Genomic DNA, 17,251 nt, shown 5'->3' on the forward strand with positions numbered 1-17,251 from the left:
GGTGCTGCCTTGTGCAGCGCCCACGACCCCCACCGGCATTCCGGGCCCGACTGTGCGATCGCTCTCAGCGGGGCCGGGAAGGGGCGGGGGCCGCGGCGTGGCACGCCGCGGCCCCCGCGACCGTCGCTAGGCCTTCTTGATCGCGCTCATCAGGTTCCGCAGTGCGGACGTCGTCAGCATCAGCGCCGGGCCACCGGGGTCCTTGGAGTCGCGAACCGCGCACAGGTCCGTGGACAGGGGCGCCACCTCGACGCACTGGTCGCCGCTTCCGCTGTGGGACGACTTGCGCCAGACGGCACCGGTCAGTTCGCGCTGTGGGTTGGTCACGGGCTGCTCCTTGCTGCCTCGGCTATGAGGTGCGCGGATTCCTCGGGGGTCAGGGCGGCCGCCTCGATTCGATCGAAGCGATCCCTATGTTTTGCTATTGCCTCCGCACTCTCAAGGTAAACGTCGCCCATGGTGCCCTCCACATAGGCGATATCGGGGTCTGCGGGGTCGGGATACGACAATATGGTGAATCGTCCGTCGAGGCCCGCATGCTCCCTTGCTGTATATGGAAGTACCTGAATGGTGACGGATGGGCGAGTTGTCATGGCGGTGACGAGGGCCTCCAATTGGGCGCGCATCACCTTCTCACCGCCGATCGGCCGGTGGAGCACCGCCTCGTCGAAGATGACGTGCAGGCGCGGGGCGTCCGCCCGGTCCAGGAGCGACTGGCGGATCTTGCGGGCGGCGATGCGGCGCTCGATGTCCTCGGGGCCGGGCAGCAACCGGCCCGCCGTGATCACGGCCCGGGAGTACTGCTCGTTCTGCAGCAGCCCGTGGACGAGCTGCGGATCCCAGGTGCGGATGTGCGACGCCTCGTCCTCGAGCGCGACGTAGCTGCCGGAGAAGACGTCCTGGTAGGCCGTCCACCAGCCGCGCTGACCGGCCTGCCGGGCGAGGGTGATGAGCGCGTCGCGCGCCGGGCTCGGCACGCCGTAGAGGTCGAGGATGTCGGCGATGTCGCCGGGCTTTGGGCGGGTCTGGCTGGTTTCGAGGCGGGAGACGGTGGCTCGCGACCAGTCGAGCCGGTCCGCCACCTCCTGCAAGGTCAGGCCCTGCTCCTCACGGAGCTTGCGCAGTTCCCTTGCCAGCCGGCGGCCGCGGACGGTGGGGCGGTAGGTCATGGAAGTGGAGTCTTACCACTCTTGACGCGCGTCACAACGCGATTGACGAACCCGGCAGGAAGGGCAGAGCAATTCGACGAAGGCAGTTGCGGTCGTGAGATTCTCAAGACACGCTTGGATGCGTCACCGCTCCGGAACTGACAGTGAACACTGATCATTCCGGTGACCCGTACGAACCGTGCGGGTCGATCGTGACCGACCATGTCCAGGCCCCGACGGGCAGGCCGCGCGCCCGTGCACGCAGACCGCGGGAGGAACCCGTGAAGAGCACGACAGCCGACCTCATTGCGGACGGCTCCGCCGACATCGCGGCGGAGACCTTCGCCGACGCGCTGGCCGACGGCGCCGGTGCCGCCCCCGCCGCGGGCACCCGGCCCGGCTGGGTCTGGGCGCTGCCCGGCGGCGCCGGGTGCGCGGGCCACGCGCGCCGCGTCCTGCGCGAGGCCCTCACCAAGCTGGGCGCGCCGCCGGGGGCGATCGCCGACGCCCAGATCATGGTGAGCGAGCTGGCGACGAACGCGCACCAGCACGCGGGCGACCACGGCCCGCACGAGCTGTGGCTCTACATCGGCGGCGCCGAGACGGCCGAGGGCACGGCGACCTGTAAGGGAACCGAGCAGGAGGCGGGCGGAGACGTCGGAGACGTCGGTGGCGGCGAGGCCGTAGGGGGCGAGGGTGTGGGGGTCGAGGTCCGGTGTGCCGTGTTCGACACGTTCGCCGACGCGCCCCTCCCCGGCTACTCGTGGACCTCCGGCGACTGCGGGCGCGGGCTCAGCATCGTCCGCGAACTCTCGGGCGGGCGCTGGGGCACGCGCCGGACGCGCTCGCGGCTCGGGCCGTCCGTCCGCGGCAAGGCCGTCTGGTTCGCCGTCCCCGGGGCCACCGCCGCCGCGCTCCGCTGATCGGGCGCTGGTCCGACGCTGGTCCGACGCTGAGCCGGTTGCCACGGATGACGCGGCGACGGCCTATGCTGGGCACACGTGGTACATGTTCCGCGGCTCGTCGTGGCCGCGCCCTCCACGGGGAGCGGCAAGACGACCGTCGCGACGGGTCTGATGGCGGCGTTCGCCGCCCGCGGCCTGACGGTCTCGCCCCACAAGGTGGGGCCCGACTACATCGACCCCGGCTACCACGCGCTGGCAACAGGACGCCCTGGACGGAACCTCGATCCGTGGCTGACGTCCGAGGAACGTGTCCTTCCACTGTTCCTGCACGGTGCGAACGCCGCGGACATCGCCGTTGTCGAAGGCGTCATGGGTCTGTACGACGGCGCTCCCGGGGCGTCCGATTCGGCTGGTGGCGGTGACTTCGCGTCCACGGCCCACATCGCGACCCTGCTCCGCGCGCCCGTGATCCTGGTGGTGGACGCCTCCACGGCGGCGGGACGTTCGGTCGCCGCGCTCGTCCACGGGTTCCGCTCCTACGGGACGGTCGAGGTCGCCGGTGTCATCCTCAACCGGCTCGGCTCCGACGGGCACGAACGCATCTGCCGCGACGCCGTCGAGGAGATGGGCCTGCCCGTGCTGGGCGCGCTCCGCCACCACGACGACGCGGCGGCGCCGTCCCGGCATCTCGGGCTCGTCCCGGCGGCCGAGCGGCGCGCGGACGCCGTCCGGACCGTCCGGCGGCTCGGTGACCTGATCGCCGCGTCCTGCGACCTGGACGCGATCCTCACCCGGGCCCGCGCGGCCCCTCCGCTCGCCGCCGAACCGTGGGATCCAGCGGGCGCCGTCCAGAGGAAGGCGGCGGGACGGCCGCGAATCGCGGTCGCCGGAGGGCCCGCGTTCACGTTCGGCTACGCAGAGAACGAGGAACTCCTCACCGCCGCGGGCGCCGAGGTCGTCCGGTTCGACCCGCTGCGGGACGAGAGGCTCCCCGAACGGACGAGAGGCGTCGTCATCGGTGGCGGCTTCCCCGAGATGCACGCGGCGGAACTCTCGTCCAACGAACCCCTGCGCAGGGAGCTGTCGGCGTTCGGCAAGTCGTCCCGGCCCGTGTACGCGGAATGCGCGGGCCTGCTGTATCTGGCGGAGGAACTGGACGGCGCGCCCATGTGCGGTGTTCTGGCCGGAGTGAAGGCGACCATGGCCTCGCGGCTGACGCTGGGTTATCGTGCCGCGGTGGCGGTGGCCGACTCGGTCGTCGCCCGCGCGGGCGAACGGGTACGCGGACACGAGTTCCACAGCACGGTCACCGAACCCGTCCACGGGGAGACGGCGGCCTGGCAGTGGGCGACGTCCGGTCCCGTGGGTTTCGTGCAGGGCGGCTGCGTGGCGTCCTACCTCCATCTGCACTGGGCGGAATCGCCCTGGTTCGCCGGCAGGATGGTCGACGCCTGCGGAGGGGAGGACGCGTGAGGGCCTTCGAGGGCGATGTTCGCCTTGAAGGGGAACGGCTCGTCCTGCGCCCCTTCGGCCTCGACGACGCGGCCCCGCTGATCGAGGTGATCCGCGCCGGGGAGGACTTCCTGCCGCCCAACTTCCCGGGCGTGCTGGAGGCCGAGCCCATCGCCTGGTTCCTGCGCGAGGGCGTCCACAACGTCCAGCGCTACGGCCTCGGCGTCCACCTCGCGGCGATCGGCAGGGACGGCGGCGACCTGCTCGGCACCATCGGACTGTTCAAGGTGAACCGGGACCATCTGACGGGCGAGGTCGGGTACGGAATGCGGCCCGGGGCGCGCGGACGCGGGTACGCCACCGAGGCGCTCTCGCTCGTCACCGACTGGGCGCTGCGCGAATGCGGGCTGTTCCGCGTGGAGCTGCGCGCCATGGTCACCAACCATGCGTCCGTCCGCGTCGCCGAGAAGGCCGGATACGTTCGCGAGGGCGTCGCGCGGGGCGCCGAACGCGACGCCGAAGGAGTTCACCAGGACATGATCGTCTTCAGTCGGATCGCCGGCGACCCGCAGGACGGGGACGAGCGGGGACGGTTCTGATGATCAGCGCGGAGGGGACGCTCGTCCTGTATGGGGACGGCGCGGGCGAGGCGGCCCGCCGGATGCTGCCGGGGTTGCCGGACGCGTGCTTCGTCCCGCTGCCCGAGACGGTCGGGGACGCGGTCAAGGAGGCGATGAAGAACGGGTCCGCGCGGGTCGTCCTGGTCGCGGGCGTGGAGGACCAGGCCCGGATCCTCGGCGGAGTTCCAGGTGTTCTCGTTTCGATCACCATCGACATGGACGGGGGCCACGCGCTCGCCGCCGAGGTGGCCGCGGTTCCGACGGCGCGGGCAGCCTACGATCTGTGGGAGACCGCCGGGAGGCTCGGTCCGTGCGGCCGGGAACTGTGCCGCCGGACGGCCGCGGAACTGGAGCGCCTCGCCGCCACGGACGCGGGGGTGGGCGCGTCGAATGGCGGGGTCACCGCGCAGGTGGTCCTGGTCGACCCGGCGTGCGAGCGCATGGTCGGCATGTTCGGGCGAATGGCCCGGTAGGCGAGTGGCGGTGTAGGCGATGCTGACGGTCGTCGGCCGCACCGGTCCGTCCCTCGGCGAGGCGGCCCGGGCGGCGGTGGAGAGCGCCGCGGTGGTGATCGGCGAACCCGGTCGGCTGGACGGTCTGCCGTCCGCGCCCGACGCGGAGACGGTCGTCACCGACGATCCGGTCGACGCGCTTCAGGGCGTCGACGTCACCGACCAGGACGTCGTGCTCGTCGTCGACGGCGACCCCGGCTGCTTCGGAGTCCTCCGGGTGCTGCTCGAAAAGGGCCACGCCCCGGAGGTCGTGCCCGCCGTGCCGCTGGTGGCGCGGGCCTTCGCCCAGGCGGGGCTGCCCTGGGACGACGCGATGGTCGTCTCGGCCCGCGACGGGCACCTGAGACAGGCGGTCAACGTGTGCCGGGCCCATCCGAAGGTGGCGGTGCTGACCGGGCCCGGTGCGGGACCGGCGGAACTGGCGCGCGCCCTGTTCCCTGTGACCCCGCGTTCGTTCATCGTCTGCGAGGACTTGGACGGGCCGCGAGAACGGGTCGTCTACGTCCGTCCGGCGGAGGCCACGACCCGTCCGTGGAACGACCCGAACGTCGTACTCGTCCTGGACAACCGGCACGCACTCGGCGAACCCACCTGGATCGCCGGGGCCGCGCCCGGTCCCGCCGGGTGGGCGCTGCCCGCGGACGCCTTCGGCGGCGGGGACGGGCTCCGTCCGGACGTCCGGGCCTTCGTCCTGGCGAAGCTCGGCCCGCGCGTCGGCGACATGGTGTGGGACGTGGAGTCCGGCGACGGTTCGGTCGGCATCGAATGCGCGCGTTTCGGCGCGGCCGTGGTCGCCGTCGACCGCGACTACGCGGCGTGCGAGCGGATCCGTGCGAACGTCCGGCGGCACGGCGTCAAGGTCGCGATGGCCTCGGGGGACGTGCGGTCCACCGCCGGTCACCTGCCCGAACCCGACGCCGTGTTCGTCGGGCCGGGATTCGCCGGGCCGGGCGGGCCGGACGCCGTCCGCGTGTGCGCGGCCCTCGATCCGGCCCGGCTCGTCGCCGTGGTCCCCGACGCGGCGATGGCGGAGCCGCTACTGGACGTGCTGGTCGAACACGGTTACACGGCGGCGGCCGTCCGACTCCAGGCGACCCCGCTGACCGCGCCGACCGAGCCGTCCGACGCTCCCGCCCCCGTGATCGTCGTGTGGGGGGAGCGGGACGTTCCCGCCCCGGGCCGACCGGCGTCCCGGACGATCCGTCCCGTCGAGACCATCCCCGCCCTGCCCGGCGACCCCGACGACCCACCAGTACAAAGGACGTGATTCCGTGCAAGCCGTGAAACCCTGACGGTTTGGCCCGGAAGCGACCCAGGAGGCGCAGTTGACCGTCCGCACGCCCATGACCGGTTCCCCGGACGGCGACCCGGACATCGATCTGAGGCATCACGGGGACGCGGAGGTCGGCGGCGGCCTCGCCGACTTCGCCGTCAACGTCCGGACCGGCACGCCCCCGCCCTGGCTGGCCGAGCGGCTCCGCGCGTCCGTCGCGGACCTCGCCGCCTACCCCGACCCCCGGCCGGCCCGCCGCGCGGTCGCCCGGCGGCACGGCAGGTCCGCGGACGAGGTGCTGCTCACCTCCGGCGCCGCGGAGGCGTTCGTCCTGCTCGCCCGGGTCCTCGCGCCGCGCGGGGCGGTGGTCGTCCACCCGCAGTTCACCGAGCCCGAGGCGGCGCTCAGGGCCGCCGGGCACCCCGTGCGGCGGGTGGTCCTCGGCAAGGACTTCACGCTCGACCCCACCGCCGTCCCGGCCGACGCCGACCTCGTCGTGATCGGCAATCCCACGAACCCGACCTCCGTGCTGCACCCGGCGGACACGATCGCCGCGCTGGCCCGGCCCGGCCGGACCGTCGTCGTCGACGAGGCGTTCATGGACTGTGTCCCCGGCGAACCCGAAACGCTGACCGGCCGGCTGCCCACGGGCGTCGTCGTCATCCGGTCCCTCACCAAGACGTGGGGCCTCGCCGGGCTCCGCGCCGGATACGTCATGGCCGGCCCCCACCTCATCGGACGGCTCGCCGAGGCGCAGCCGCTCTGGGCGGTGTCCACCCCGGCCCTCGTCGCCATCGAGGCGTGCTCCGCCCCGAACGCCGTCGCCGAAGCCGCGGCGTGGGCCGTCGAACTCGCCGCCGAACGCGACCGGCTGGCCGCCGAACTCACCGCACGCGGCATCTACGTCGTGCCGGAAGCGCGGGCGTCCTTCCTCTGCCTGCGCGTGCCCGACGCCCTCGGCCTCAGGGCCCTGCTGAGGCAGCGCGGCTACGCCGTCAGACGCGGAGACACGTTCCCCGGCCTCGGCACCGACTGGCTGCGCGTCGCCGTGCGCGACAGGGCGTCCAACGACGCTCTGCTGGACGTGCTCGGTGAGCTGGGCATCTGAGCCGGGCATCTGACGGAGGAACCATGAACCCGATCGACGAGACCATCGCCGCCATCGCGCCCCTGGACGAGGCCGCCATGCGGGACGCCCGCGACCACCAGGCCCGCCTCACCAAGCCGCCCGGGTCCCTCGGCGTCCTGGAGGAGGTGTCGATCAGGCTCGCCGGGCTGGCCGGGCACTGCCCGCCGCCGCCGCCCGAACCCGCCGCCGTCGCCGTGTTCGCCGCCGACCACGGCGTCCACGCCCAGGGCGTCACTCCGTGGCCGCGGGAGGTCACCGCCCAGATGGTGGCCAACTTCCTCGCGGGCGGCGCCGTCGTCAACGCGTTCGCCGCCCAGGTCGGCGCCACGGTCAGCGTCGTCGACGTCGGCGTCGCCGCCGACCTGGAGCCCGCCCCCGCACTGCTCCGCCGCAAGATCGCGCCCGGTACCGCCGATATGACCGTCGGCCCCGCGATGACCATGGACGAGGTCCGCGGCGCCGTGGGCGTGGGCATCGACGTGGCCCGCGGCCTCGTCTCGGACGGCTACCGCTGCCTGATCACCGGGGACATGGGCATCGCCAACACCACCGCCTCCGCCGCCCTGATCGCCGCGTTCACCGGGCTGCCGCCCGACCGCGTCACCGGCCGCGGAACCGGTGTCGACGACGCCGTCCACGCGCACAAGGTCGAGATCGTCCGCACGGCCCTGGCCCGGCACGGCCTGCCCGCGGGGGAGGGGGCCGACCCCCTGGAGGTCCTGGCGGCGGTCGGCGGCCTGGAGCACGCCGCGCTCGCCGGGTTCGTCCTCGGCGCCGCGGCGCTGCGCGTCCCCGTCGTCCTCGACGGCGTGATCGCCGGGGCGGCCGCGCTGGCGGCGGCCGCGCTGTGCCCGGACGCCGTCGGCGCGTGCGTCGCCGGACACCGCTCGGCCGAGCCCGGCCACGGCGCCGCGATCACCTCGCTGGGCCTGCGGCCGCTGGTCGACCTGGAGCTCCGGCTCGGCGAGGGAACCGGTGCCCTGCTGGCGTTGCCGCTGGTCCAAGGGGCGGTGCGGGTCCTGCACGAGGTCGCCACCTTCGACTCCGCGGGCGTCAGCGGCAAGGACGCCGAGCGCCCGTAACCAAACGATCACGGAAGATGTCACGCTCGGCTATCGACTGGCCCCCGGCCCTCTCCATGCACTCCCGAACCCGAGTACGGTTGTTCCACGAAGACACCTGTCCGCCGGCGGCGTCGGCAGGCTGATCCGCACCCACTGATCGAGAGAACCACCACGTGCCCCCGTACCTGCTAGGACTTCGACTCGGCGGCCGGCGCGTCCTCGTCGTCGGCGGGGGCCGGGTCGCCCAGCGCCGCGTGCCCGCGCTGCTGGACGCGGGCGCCGAGGTGGTGCTGGTCTCCCCCCGGGTCACCCCCTCCCTGGAGGACCTCGCCGCACGCGGGAGGATCACCTGGCGGCAGCGGCCCTACCGGTCCGGCGACTGCGCCGGGGCCTGGCTCGTCCAGGCCGTCACCGACGACTCCAAGGTCAACGGTGACGTGGTCGCCGAGGCGGAGGACGCGCGGATCTGGTCCGTCCGGGCCGACGACGCCGAGGCCTCGCCCGCGTGGACGCCCGCCAGCGGTCACGCGGGGGACGCGACCGTCGGGGTCCTGCTCGGCGGCGACCCGCGACGTGCCGCCGGCATCCGCGACGCCATCGTCGACGGCCTCCGCGACGGCGCCCTCGAATCGCGGCACTCGCGGCGCAAGCCCGTCGGTGTCGCCCTCGTCGGCGGCGGCCCCGGCGACCCGGGGCTGATCACCGTCCGCGGGCGGCAGCTCCTCGCGATGGCCGACGTGGTCGTCACCGACCGGCTCGCCCCCGCCAGCCTGCTGGACGAGCTGGCCCCCGACGTCGAGGTGATCGACGCCGCCAAGATCCCCTACGGGCGGACGGTCGCGCAGGACCGCATCAACGAGTACCTCGTCGAGCACGCGCGGCGGGGACGGTTCGTCGTCCGGCTCAAGGGCGGAGACCCGTTCGTGTTCGGCCGCGGCGGCGAGGAGGCCCTGTACTGTGCCCGGCACGGCGTGCCCGTCACGGTCGTCCCCGGCATCACCAGCGCCGTCGCCGTCCCGTCCGCCGCCGGGATCCCGGTCACCCACCGGGGCGTCGCCCAGGAGTTCCACGTCGTCTCCGCGCACGTCCCTCCCGACCATCCCGACTCGACGGTCGACTGGGCGGCGCTCGGCCGGGCGAAGGGCACGATCGTCCTGCTGATGGCCGTGGAGCGCATGGCCCTGATCGCCGCGGCCCTGATGCGCTATGGTCGAGCGTCCGACACGCCGGTCGCCGTGATCCAGGACGGCACCCTCCCCGGGCAGCGGGCCCTGACGGCGACGCTGGACACGGTGGCCGACGCGATGGCCGCCGACGCGGTCCGACCCCCGGCGATCGTGGTCGTGGGCGACGTGGTCGACGTGGCACGAGAGATCGACATGATTCGAGCGGACATGGGACGGGATCCGTGACACCCCCCGCAGAGCAGAGCGCGATCCACGACGAGACGACCGGCGCCGACCCCGGACGCGACACCGAGGACTCCGCCGCCCCCGGCGGGCCCGCGCCCGACGATGACGCGCGGCCCGACGCGCGGCCCGACGCCCAGGCCACCACCGGGTCCCGCGACGCCCGGCGGGCCAAGGGAAGCGGGCAGGGCGGCGGGCGCGGCCGCTACGCCCGTCCCACCGCGGAACCGCGGTCGACCGAACCCGCGCCGCCCGCCCAGACCGACGACTCGGACGGCGCCGGAGAGGGCTCCCACCCGGAGAAGGACGCGCGGCCGGGCCGGGGGAAACGGTCCGAGAAGGCCACGCGGCCCGGCGGCCCCGCCAGGGTGGGCGGCGGCACGGTGCACCAGGGCCAGCTGATCCGGGCCGTCACCAACCTGCGCGACCACCTCGGCGCCTTCGACTTCCTGCTGGACGTGCCAGGCGTCGAGGAGGCCCGGGAGGCGCGCGACGAACTGCGCGACCAGCTCCAGGACTACGTCCTCCCGCGCATCCAGGCCGCCGGAACACCGCTGCTCGTCGTCCTCGGCGGCTCCACGGGCGCGGGCAAGTCGACCCTGGTCAACACCCTCGTCGGCTCCCGGGTCAGCGCGACCGGTGTACTCCGCCCCACCACCAGCAGCCCGATCCTGGTCTGCCACCCCGACCACGCGCAGTGGTATCTGGAGGGCCCCCTGCTGCCCGGTATGGGACGGGTCCGCGGCCCCGCGCCCGACGCCATCGCCGGTGACCAGCTCGTCGTCATCACCAGCGACGTCCTGCCGCCCGGCCTCGCCCTCCTCGACAGCCCCGACTTCGACTCCGTCTTCGAGGACCACTTCGAGTTCGCGACCAAACTGATGGCCGCCGCGGACCTGTGGCTCTGCGTCACCACCGCCGCCCGCTACGCCGACGCGCAGGTGTGGCAGATGATCCGGCGGGCCAAGGAGAACGGCGCGACGATCGGCGTCGTCCTGTCCCGGATCCCGCAGGGCGCGGGCCCCCAGGGCGAGGAGGTCGTCGAGCACTTCGGCGCGATGCTGGACGAGCACGAGGTCGGCGACGCGCGGCGCTTCACCATCCCCGAGACCCGGATCGAGCACAGCCGCCTCCCCGAGGAGACCGTCGAGGACCTGCGCGCCTGGCTCACCGGAGTCGCCGAGGACGCCGAGGACCGCGAGATCGTCATCGGCGACACCCTCGCCGCCGTCCTCGACAGCTTCCGCACCCGCGTCCCCGAACTCGCCCGGCACGTCGAGGCGCAGGTCGAGCAGCGCGCCGAACTGGCCGGGCAGGTCGAGGCCGGCTACGGCACCGCGCTCGCCGAACTCGACGAGGCCACCCGCAACGGCTCCCTGCTGCGCGGCGAGGTCCTCGCCCGCTGGCAGGACTTCGCCGCCACCGGCGACCTGCAACGCTCGCTGCGCGTCCAGCGGCCCCGGCGCGGCCGGTCCGCCAACCGCAGGCGCCGCAGCCCGACCCGGGTCCGCGCGCTCAAGGCGGCGCTGCGCAGCGGCCTCGAATCGCTGATCATGGCGTCCGCCGAGCACGGCGCCGAACAGGTCATCGCCCGCTGGCGCGACCACCCGGCCGGACGGCAGGTCCTCGCCGCGGCGGACACCGAACTCGCCCACGTCTCCCCGGAGCTGTCCCGCCGCGTCACCCGCGCCGTCAGCTCCTGGCAGGACCACGTCCAGGAACTGATCCGCACCGAGGGCGTCACCAAACGCTCCGTCGCGAAGCTGGTGTCGTTCGACACCGAGGCGGTCTCCCTCGTCCTGATGATCGGGCTGCTCGGCTACGGCACGTCGGACGTGGCCGTCGAGGGCGGCAACAGCGCCGTCCCGCAGCGGCTTCTGAAGGCCCTGTTCGGCGCCGAGTCGCTGCGCGGCATGGGCGCCAAGGCCCGCGCCGACCTGCGCAGCCGTATCGGGATGCTGTTCGACGAGGAGGCCATCCGGTTCGGTCAGGTGCTCGACTCCGCGGGCATCCCCGACGAGACCGTCCCCGTCCAGCTGTACCAGGCCACCTACAACCTCGAGGTTGCCCGATGACCACCTCGGCCATCCCCGCGAACTCGCCGCCGGGATCCGGCGGGACCCCACCCCTCGCCGCGTCCGGGGCCGGACCGGGCCCCGCCGGCCCCAAGGGCCCGCCGGGGCTGACCACCCGCCTCGGCGGCCTTGAACGGCTCGTCCAGGTGGGCGACGGACGGCTCGACCAGCCCGTCCTGGACGAGGCCGGAGCGCTGCTCGAACGGGCCGGGCAGCGGCTGCGGCTGTCCGGCGAGCACACCGTGATCACCCTCGCCGGCGGCACGGGCAGCGGAAAGTCGTCCCTGTTCAACGCCATCTGCGGCCTCGAACTGTCGCCGACCGGGCTGCGCCGCCCGATGACGTCGCAGGCGCACGCCTGCGTCTGGGGCCTGGACGGCGCGGGCCCCCTGCTCGACTGGCTGGACGTGGACAAACGTCACCGCTACGCCCGCGCCAGCGCCCTCGACCTGAACCGCGCCGACGCGAGCCTCCAGGGCCTCGTCCTCATCGACCTGCCCGACCACGACTCCGTCCAGGCGATGCACCGCGCCGAGGTCGACCGGTTCGTCAAGATCGCCGACCTGCTCGTGTGGGTCGTCGACCCGCAGAAGTACGCGGACGCGGCGCTGCACCGCAACTACATCGTCCCGTTCGCGCGGCACACCGGCGTCACCCTCATCGTCCTCAACCAGGTCGACCGGCTCGCGCCCCACGAGATCGACGACTGCGTCGCCGACCTGCGCCGCCTGCTGGAGGCCGAGGGGCTCGCCGACCCCCGCATCGTGACGACGTCCGCCGTCGCCGAGGACGGCGTGTACGGGTTCCGGGACATCCTCGTCGACACCGTCGCCGCCCGCCGCGCCCGCACCGAGCGGCTGTCCGCGGACGTCGACCGGGTCGCCGAACGGTTCGCCGGCTACCGTCTCGACACCGAACCGCCGACCACCGTCGACGACGGCCGCCGCGGCGACCTCGTCCAGGCCCTGACCGACGCCGCCGGCGCCCCCGCCGTCGCCGAGGCGATGGAGAGCGCCTACGAGCTGCGCGCCTGCGACTTCGTCGGCTGGCCCGTCGCCGCGCTGATCGCCCGGCTGCGCTCCGACCCGCTGCGCCGGATGCGCCTCACCGAACTGCGCGAGGAACTCCGCGGCGCCTTCACCGGCCCGATCGGCGCCCAGCAGGGCGACGTCGACAACGCCCTCCAGGCCGTCACGGAGGGCGTCACCCCGGAACTTCCCGCGCACTGGGCGCGTTCGGTCCGCGCCGCCGCCCGCTCCCACGCCACCGAGATCCCCGAGGCGCTCGGCGAGTCGCTCAAGGACGCCCTCCCCACGTTCAACCAGGTGCCGCGCTGGTGGTGGCTGGTCAAGACGTGGCAGTTCTTCCTCGTCCTGGTCGCCGTCCTCAGCGTGGCGTGGATCGGCCTCCTCGTCGCCTACGGCCTCCTGGACGCGGGCGGCCCGGGCTCCAGCCGCCTCGTCGCGGACGCGGGCCTCATCCCGTACGTCACGGTCCTGATCGTCTGCACGCTCGGCATGGGCTGGCTCACCTCGGCGGCCTGCCGCAACCTGGTCGCGCTGTCGTCCGCCAAACACGGCGACGACATGGAACACCACATGCGCGCCGGCATCGAACGCGTGACCCGTGAGAAGGTCATCGTGCCCATCGAGGAGGAGCTCCAGGTCTACGCCCGCTTCCGCAGGGACGTCGACGTAGCCGCCGGCCGCGCCTAGTTATCCACAATTTCGCCTCCGTACCCGCCGACCCCATGCCGTGCGGCACCGTGGACCTCGTCAGCGCGAAACTACGGAGGGTCACGATGAACGAGGCGCACATCACCGTCACCGGCTGGGTCGCCGCCGAACCCCGCTACGCCGTCACGACCAACGGAACTCCGTTCCTCTCCCTGCGGGTCGGCTGCACGCCCCGCCGCTACGACCGGCAGACCGGCCAGTGGCAGGACGTCGAGACCCTGTTCCTCACCGTCAACTGCTGGCGGAACCTGGCCGACAACGTCAACGCGTCCGAGTTCAAGCGCGGCACCCCGATCCTCGTGACCGGCCGCCTGCGCATCCGGCAGTACGAACGTGACGGCCAGTGGCGGTTCTCCGCCGAGATCGAGGCCACCACCCTCGGGCCCGACCTGTTCCGCGGCACCGTCGACTTCCGTCCCGTCCAGCGCGGCGGACCGCTCAGCGACGAGGACCGCCAACTCGCCCGCGACACCGCCGACGAATGGGCCCTGGCCACCCCCGTAGACCAAGAAGAACCCAAAGCCGCCTGACCCTCGACTCCGAAGGCCGGGTCGAGTGCGTGCGTGGCCGGTCGAGTGCGTGCGTGGCCGGTCGACGGAGTCGCCGTCGCGCGGCGGCTTCGCCTCTGGCGGAGTGGTGCGGCCTGGTCAGATCCAGGAAACGCCGCGCATGCTGCCATCCCCCTCAGGACGTGCCTGGGCCGCGCATCTGCGGGGCCCGATGCGTGGTGACGCAGCCGGTCACGCGCATGTGCCTTCCCGAAGGTACCTGTTTCACGCTCCTTCCGCACACCTTGCAACTAGTGTGTTACACAACGTGATGCACGTAAGGGGGAAGGATGACGGCAGTGCAGTCGTCCGCCGAGGACCGTGGTGGGGAGCTGGCTCGCAGGCCCAGGCCCCGAGCGCGACTGGGGCGTCCGTCCCTGCTCGTGATCTATGTGCCGGCGATCGTGGCCGTTCATCTGGGGTTGACCGTCGTGGGGCTGCTCACGACGGCGCCGCGGGCCGACGACGTGACGGCGTTCGCCGCCCTGCTGGCGTGCGGGGCCGTGTGCATCGAGGCCACACGGCGGCTCGGGATGCCGGCGGGGGTGGCACGGGATCTGCTGTCCGCGTGGTGGTTGCCGGTCGCGCTGCTGCTACCCCCCGTGTACGCCCTCCTGATACCGGTGCCGATCCAGGCGTTGCTCCAGTTCCGCGTCCGCCGGACCATGATCTACCGCCGTGTGCTCGTCGCGGGGGCGTTCGGAATCGCCGGAGCGTGCGCGTCCATCGTCTTCCACCTGGTGGTGCCCGAACCCCTGGAGGGCGCGCCGCGCTGGGTCGTCGACGCGTATCCGGGCATTCCGGCGGCCGTCGGATGCGCCACGCTGTTCACCGTGGTGAACACGGCGATCGTCGCGGTGGCGGCGCACGCCGCGAACCCCGAGAGCCGATGGCGGGACGTCCTGTGGAACCGGGAGAGCCTCCTGCTGGACGTCGTGGAACTGTGCGTCGGCAGTCTCGTGGCGATCACGAGCGCGCTGTCGCTGGGGCTGCTGGCCCTGGCGCTCCCGCCGGTGGTCCTGTTGCAGCGCAGCCTGATGCACCAGCAACTCCAGGCGGCCGCGCGGACGGACGCCAAGACCGGCCTGTTGAACGCGACGGCCTGGCAACGGGAGGCGGATACCGAACTGTCCCGGGCCCAGCGCACCAACGGGGCGGTCGCGCTGCTGCTGATCGACATCGACCACTTCAAACGGGTCAACGACACGCACGGCCACCTCATGGGCGACCAGGTGCTCGTCGGGGTCGCGAGCACGCTCGGCCACCAGTTGCGCGACTACGACGTCGTGGGACGGTTCGGCGGCGAGGAGTTCGTGGTCCTCCTCCCGGGCGCCGACACCGTCGAGGCGTGCCGCGTGGCCGAACGCCTCCGCGGCCGGGTGCGCCGCCTCGCCGTCCCCGCGGAGGAGGGAACGGTGACGGTCACGGTGTCCGTCGGCGTCGCGCTGTTCCGCACCCACGGCGATGACCTCCTGGAACTCCTCACCGCCGCCGATCTGGCCCTCTACCGCGCCAAGTCGTCCGGCCGCGACCGCGTCTGCCTACCGGCCCTGGAGGGCCCCGCCACCCCCACCCCCTGAACACGGTCCGCACCGACCGGGGGAACCGAGCATTGCCCAGAACACGCTCCGGGACCCTCTAGGCTTGAAATATGGCCGAGTACATCTACACGATGCAGCGTGTGCGCAAGGCACATGGCGACAAGGTCGTCCTGGACGACGTCACCCTGCACTTCCTCCCGGGCGCGAAGATCGGTGTTCTGGGACCGAACGGCACCGGTAAGTCGACGCTGCTGCGCATGATGGCCGGTCTGGAGCAGCCGTCCAACGGGGACGCGCGTCTCATGCCGGGGTTCACCGTCGGAATGCTGCAGCAGGAGCCGCCACTGAACGAGGAGAAGACCGTCCTCGGAAACGTGGAGGAGGGCGTCGCCGAGACCAAGGCGATGCTCGACCGGTTCAACGAGATCGCCGAGAAGATGGCGACGGACTACTCCGACGAGCTGATGGAGGAGATGGGCAAACTCCAGGAGCAGCTCGACCACCGCAACGCCTGGGACCTCGACAGCCAGCTCGAACAGGCGATGGACGCGCTGCGCTGCCCGCCGGGGGACGCCGAGGTGGCGAAGCTGTCGGGTGGTGAGCGGCGCCGTGTCGCGCTGTGCAAGCTCCTGCTCGAAGCCCCCGACCTGCTGCTGCTGGACGAGCCCACCAACCACCTCGACGCGGAGAGCGTCCAGTGGCTGGAGCAGTTCCTCGCCAAGTACGAGGGAACCGTCCTGGCCGTCACCCACGACCGGTACTTCCTCGACAACGTCGCCACCTGGATCCTGGAGCTGGACCGGGGCCGCTGCTTCCCGTACGAGGGGAACTACTCGACGTACCTGGAGAAGAAGGCCGACCGGCTGAAGGTCGAGGGCAACAAGGACGCCAAGCGTAAGAAGCGCCTCCAGGACGAGCTGGAGTGGGTGCGGTCGAACCCGAAGGCGCGGCAGACGAAGAGCAAGGCCCGTCTGGAGCGCTACGAGGAGATGGCCGCCGAGGCCGCCAAGACCCGCAAGCTGGACTTCGAGGAGATCCAGATCCCGCCGGGCCCGCGCCTGGGCAACACGGTGATCGTCGCGGACAAGCTGACGAAGGGTTTCGGCGACCGGGTCCTCATGGACGACCTGTCGTTCAACCTGCCGCCCAACGGCATCGTCGGCGTCATCGGCCCGAACGGCGTCGGCAAGACCACCCTCTTCCGCATGATCGTGGGCGAGGAGCAGCCGGACGCCGGCGAACTGCGGCTCGGCGAGACCGTCCAGGTCTCCTACGTCGACCAGGGACGCGGCGGCATCGACCCGAAGCAGACGGTGTGGCAGGTCGTCTCCGACGGCCTTGATCACATCAAGGTCGGCCAGGTGGAGATGCCGTCCCGCGCCTACGTCGCGGCGTTCGGCTTTAAGGGCCCGGACCAGCAGAAACCTGCGGGCGTCCTGTCCGGCGGCGAGCGCAACCGGCTGAACCTGGCGCTGACCCTCAAACTGGGCGGCAACGTCCTCCTGCTGGACGAGCCGACCAACGACCTCGACACCGAGACCCTGTCCAGCCTGGAGAACGCCCTCCTGGAGTTCCCCGGCTGCGCCGTGATCACCTCCCACGACCGGTGGTTCCTCGACCGCATCGCCACGCACATCCTCGCGTGGGAGGAGGGCTCGAACTGGTTCTGGTTCGAAGGCAACTTCGCCGACTACGAAAAGAACAAGATCGAGCGTCTGGGCGCCGACGCCGCCCGCCCCCACCGCGTCACCCACCGCAAACTCAAACGCGACTAACCCCGTCGGCCCGCCCCACCTTCCGGTCGGGCGGGCCACCGCCACCCAACCCCGACACGCACCA

General features: G+C 72.6%; 15 protein-coding genes. 13 read left to right on the top strand and 2 right to left on the bottom strand.

Annotation, left to right across the window (positions count from 1 at the left end; translation table 11 throughout):
* Positions 1-126: 126 nt before the first annotated feature.
* Together D0T12_RS23500 and D0T12_RS23505 are read right to left on the bottom strand one after the other, a co-directional pair.
* Positions 127-327, bottom strand: a complete 201-nt coding sequence (locus D0T12_RS23500; protein WP_117401832.1) for a DUF397 domain-containing protein — start codon at positions 325-327, stop codon at positions 127-129.
* Positions 324-1,169, bottom strand: a complete 846-nt coding sequence (locus D0T12_RS23505) for a helix-turn-helix domain-containing protein (protein ID WP_117401833.1) — start codon at positions 1,167-1,169, stop codon at positions 324-326. The genes D0T12_RS23500 and D0T12_RS23505 overlap by 4 nt, the downstream gene beginning before the upstream one ends.
* A 260-nt stretch (positions 1,170-1,429) precedes the next feature.
* Between D0T12_RS23505 and D0T12_RS23510 the strand changes: the two genes are divergently transcribed.
* From D0T12_RS23510 to ettA, 13 genes are all read left to right on the top strand, one after another.
* On the top strand, positions 1,430-2,071 hold the full coding sequence (locus D0T12_RS23510; RefSeq protein ID WP_233526246.1) for an ATP-binding protein: 642 nt from the start codon (positions 1,430-1,432) through the stop codon (positions 2,069-2,071).
* A 78-nt stretch (positions 2,072-2,149) separates the two neighbouring features.
* Positions 2,150-3,526 (top strand): cobyrinate a,c-diamide synthase, encoded by a 1,377-nt coding sequence (locus tag D0T12_RS23515; protein WP_117401834.1) that lies wholly within the window; start codon positions 2,150-2,152, stop codon positions 3,524-3,526.
* Complete coding sequence (locus tag D0T12_RS23520) at positions 3,523-4,104, top strand: GNAT family N-acetyltransferase (protein ID WP_117401835.1); 582 nt, start codon at positions 3,523-3,525, stop codon at positions 4,102-4,104. Before D0T12_RS23515 ends, D0T12_RS23520 begins: the two co-directional genes overlap by 4 nt.
* A complete protein-coding gene (locus D0T12_RS23525; protein WP_117401836.1) occupies positions 4,104-4,598 on the top strand; it encodes a hypothetical protein in 495 nt (164 codons plus the stop codon). The genes D0T12_RS23520 and D0T12_RS23525 overlap by 1 nt, the downstream gene beginning before the upstream one ends.
* 19 nt (positions 4,599-4,617) lie before the next feature.
* Positions 4,618-5,904 carry a bifunctional cobalt-precorrin-7 (C(5))-methyltransferase/cobalt-precorrin-6B (C(15))-methyltransferase gene (locus D0T12_RS23530; protein WP_117401837.1) on the top strand — a complete coding sequence of 429 codons (1,287 nt, stop codon included), beginning with the start codon at positions 4,618-4,620 and terminating at the stop codon, positions 5,902-5,904.
* A 76-nt stretch (positions 5,905-5,980) separates the two neighbouring features.
* A complete protein-coding gene (gene cobC / locus D0T12_RS23535) occupies positions 5,981-7,018 on the top strand; it encodes an Rv2231c family pyridoxal phosphate-dependent protein CobC (protein ID WP_117401838.1) in 1,038 nt (345 codons plus the stop codon).
* A 23-nt stretch (positions 7,019-7,041) separates the two neighbouring features.
* Positions 7,042-8,121 (top strand): nicotinate-nucleotide--dimethylbenzimidazole phosphoribosyltransferase, encoded by a 1,080-nt coding sequence (gene cobT, locus D0T12_RS23540; RefSeq protein WP_117401839.1) that lies wholly within the window; start codon positions 7,042-7,044, stop codon positions 8,119-8,121.
* A 155-nt stretch (positions 8,122-8,276) separates the two neighbouring features.
* A complete protein-coding gene (cobA, locus tag D0T12_RS23545) occupies positions 8,277-9,515 on the top strand; it encodes a uroporphyrinogen-III C-methyltransferase (RefSeq protein WP_117401840.1) in 1,239 nt (412 codons plus the stop codon).
* Positions 9,512-11,587 (top strand): GTPase family protein, encoded by a 2,076-nt coding sequence (locus D0T12_RS23550; RefSeq protein WP_233526247.1) that lies wholly within the window; start codon positions 9,512-9,514, stop codon positions 11,585-11,587. Before cobA ends, D0T12_RS23550 begins: the two co-directional genes overlap by 4 nt.
* The gene (locus tag D0T12_RS23555; protein ID WP_233526248.1) at positions 11,584-13,302 is read left to right on the top strand and encodes a GTPase family protein; all 1,719 of its coding nucleotides are present in this window, start codon (positions 11,584-11,586) and stop codon (positions 13,300-13,302) included. Before D0T12_RS23550 ends, D0T12_RS23555 begins: the two co-directional genes overlap by 4 nt.
* Positions 13,303-13,388: 86 nt before the next feature.
* Positions 13,389-13,853, top strand: coding sequence for a single-stranded DNA-binding protein (locus tag D0T12_RS23560; RefSeq protein ID WP_117401987.1), 465 nt, complete (start codon positions 13,389-13,391; stop codon positions 13,851-13,853).
* Positions 13,854-14,161: 308 nt separating this feature from the next.
* On the top strand, positions 14,162-15,451 hold the full coding sequence (locus D0T12_RS23565; protein ID WP_117401841.1) for a sensor domain-containing diguanylate cyclase: 1,290 nt from the start codon (positions 14,162-14,164) through the stop codon (positions 15,449-15,451).
* Positions 15,452-15,522: 71 nt separating this feature from the next.
* Positions 15,523-17,187, top strand: coding sequence for an energy-dependent translational throttle protein EttA (gene ettA / locus D0T12_RS23570; RefSeq protein ID WP_117401842.1), 1,665 nt, complete (start codon positions 15,523-15,525; stop codon positions 17,185-17,187).
* The last annotated feature ends 64 nt before the right edge of the window (positions 17,188-17,251 follow it).

It is taken from the genome of Actinomadura spongiicola, from assembly GCF_003432485.1.
Classification (GTDB): domain Bacteria; phylum Actinomycetota; class Actinomycetes; order Streptosporangiales; family Streptosporangiaceae; genus Spirillospora; species Spirillospora spongiicola.

Excerpts from the sequence above, each read along its gene's own strand:
- D0T12_RS23505 (WP_117401833.1), bottom strand. The coding sequence starts at position 1,169 with ATGACCTACCGCCCCACCGTCCGCGGCCGCCGGCTGGCAAGGGAACTG.
- D0T12_RS23525 (WP_117401836.1), top strand. The coding sequence starts at position 4,104 with ATGATCAGCGCGGAGGGGACGCTCGTCCTGTATGGGGACGGCGCGGGC.
- D0T12_RS23530 (WP_117401837.1), top strand. The coding sequence starts at position 4,618 with ATGCTGACGGTCGTCGGCCGCACCGGTCCGTCCCTCGGCGAGGCGGCC.
- cobC (WP_117401838.1), top strand. The coding sequence starts at position 5,981 with ATGACCGGTTCCCCGGACGGCGACCCGGACATCGATCTGAGGCATCAC.
- cobT (WP_117401839.1), top strand. The coding sequence starts at position 7,042 with ATGAACCCGATCGACGAGACCATCGCCGCCATCGCGCCCCTGGACGAG.
- D0T12_RS23555 (WP_233526248.1), top strand. The coding sequence starts at position 11,584 with ATGACCACCTCGGCCATCCCCGCGAACTCGCCGCCGGGATCCGGCGGG.
- D0T12_RS23560 (WP_117401987.1), top strand. The coding sequence starts at position 13,389 with ATGAACGAGGCGCACATCACCGTCACCGGCTGGGTCGCCGCCGAACCC.
- D0T12_RS23565 (WP_117401841.1), top strand. The coding sequence starts at position 14,162 with ATGACGGCAGTGCAGTCGTCCGCCGAGGACCGTGGTGGGGAGCTGGCT.
- ettA (WP_117401842.1), top strand. The coding sequence starts at position 15,523 with ATGGCCGAGTACATCTACACGATGCAGCGTGTGCGCAAGGCACATGGC.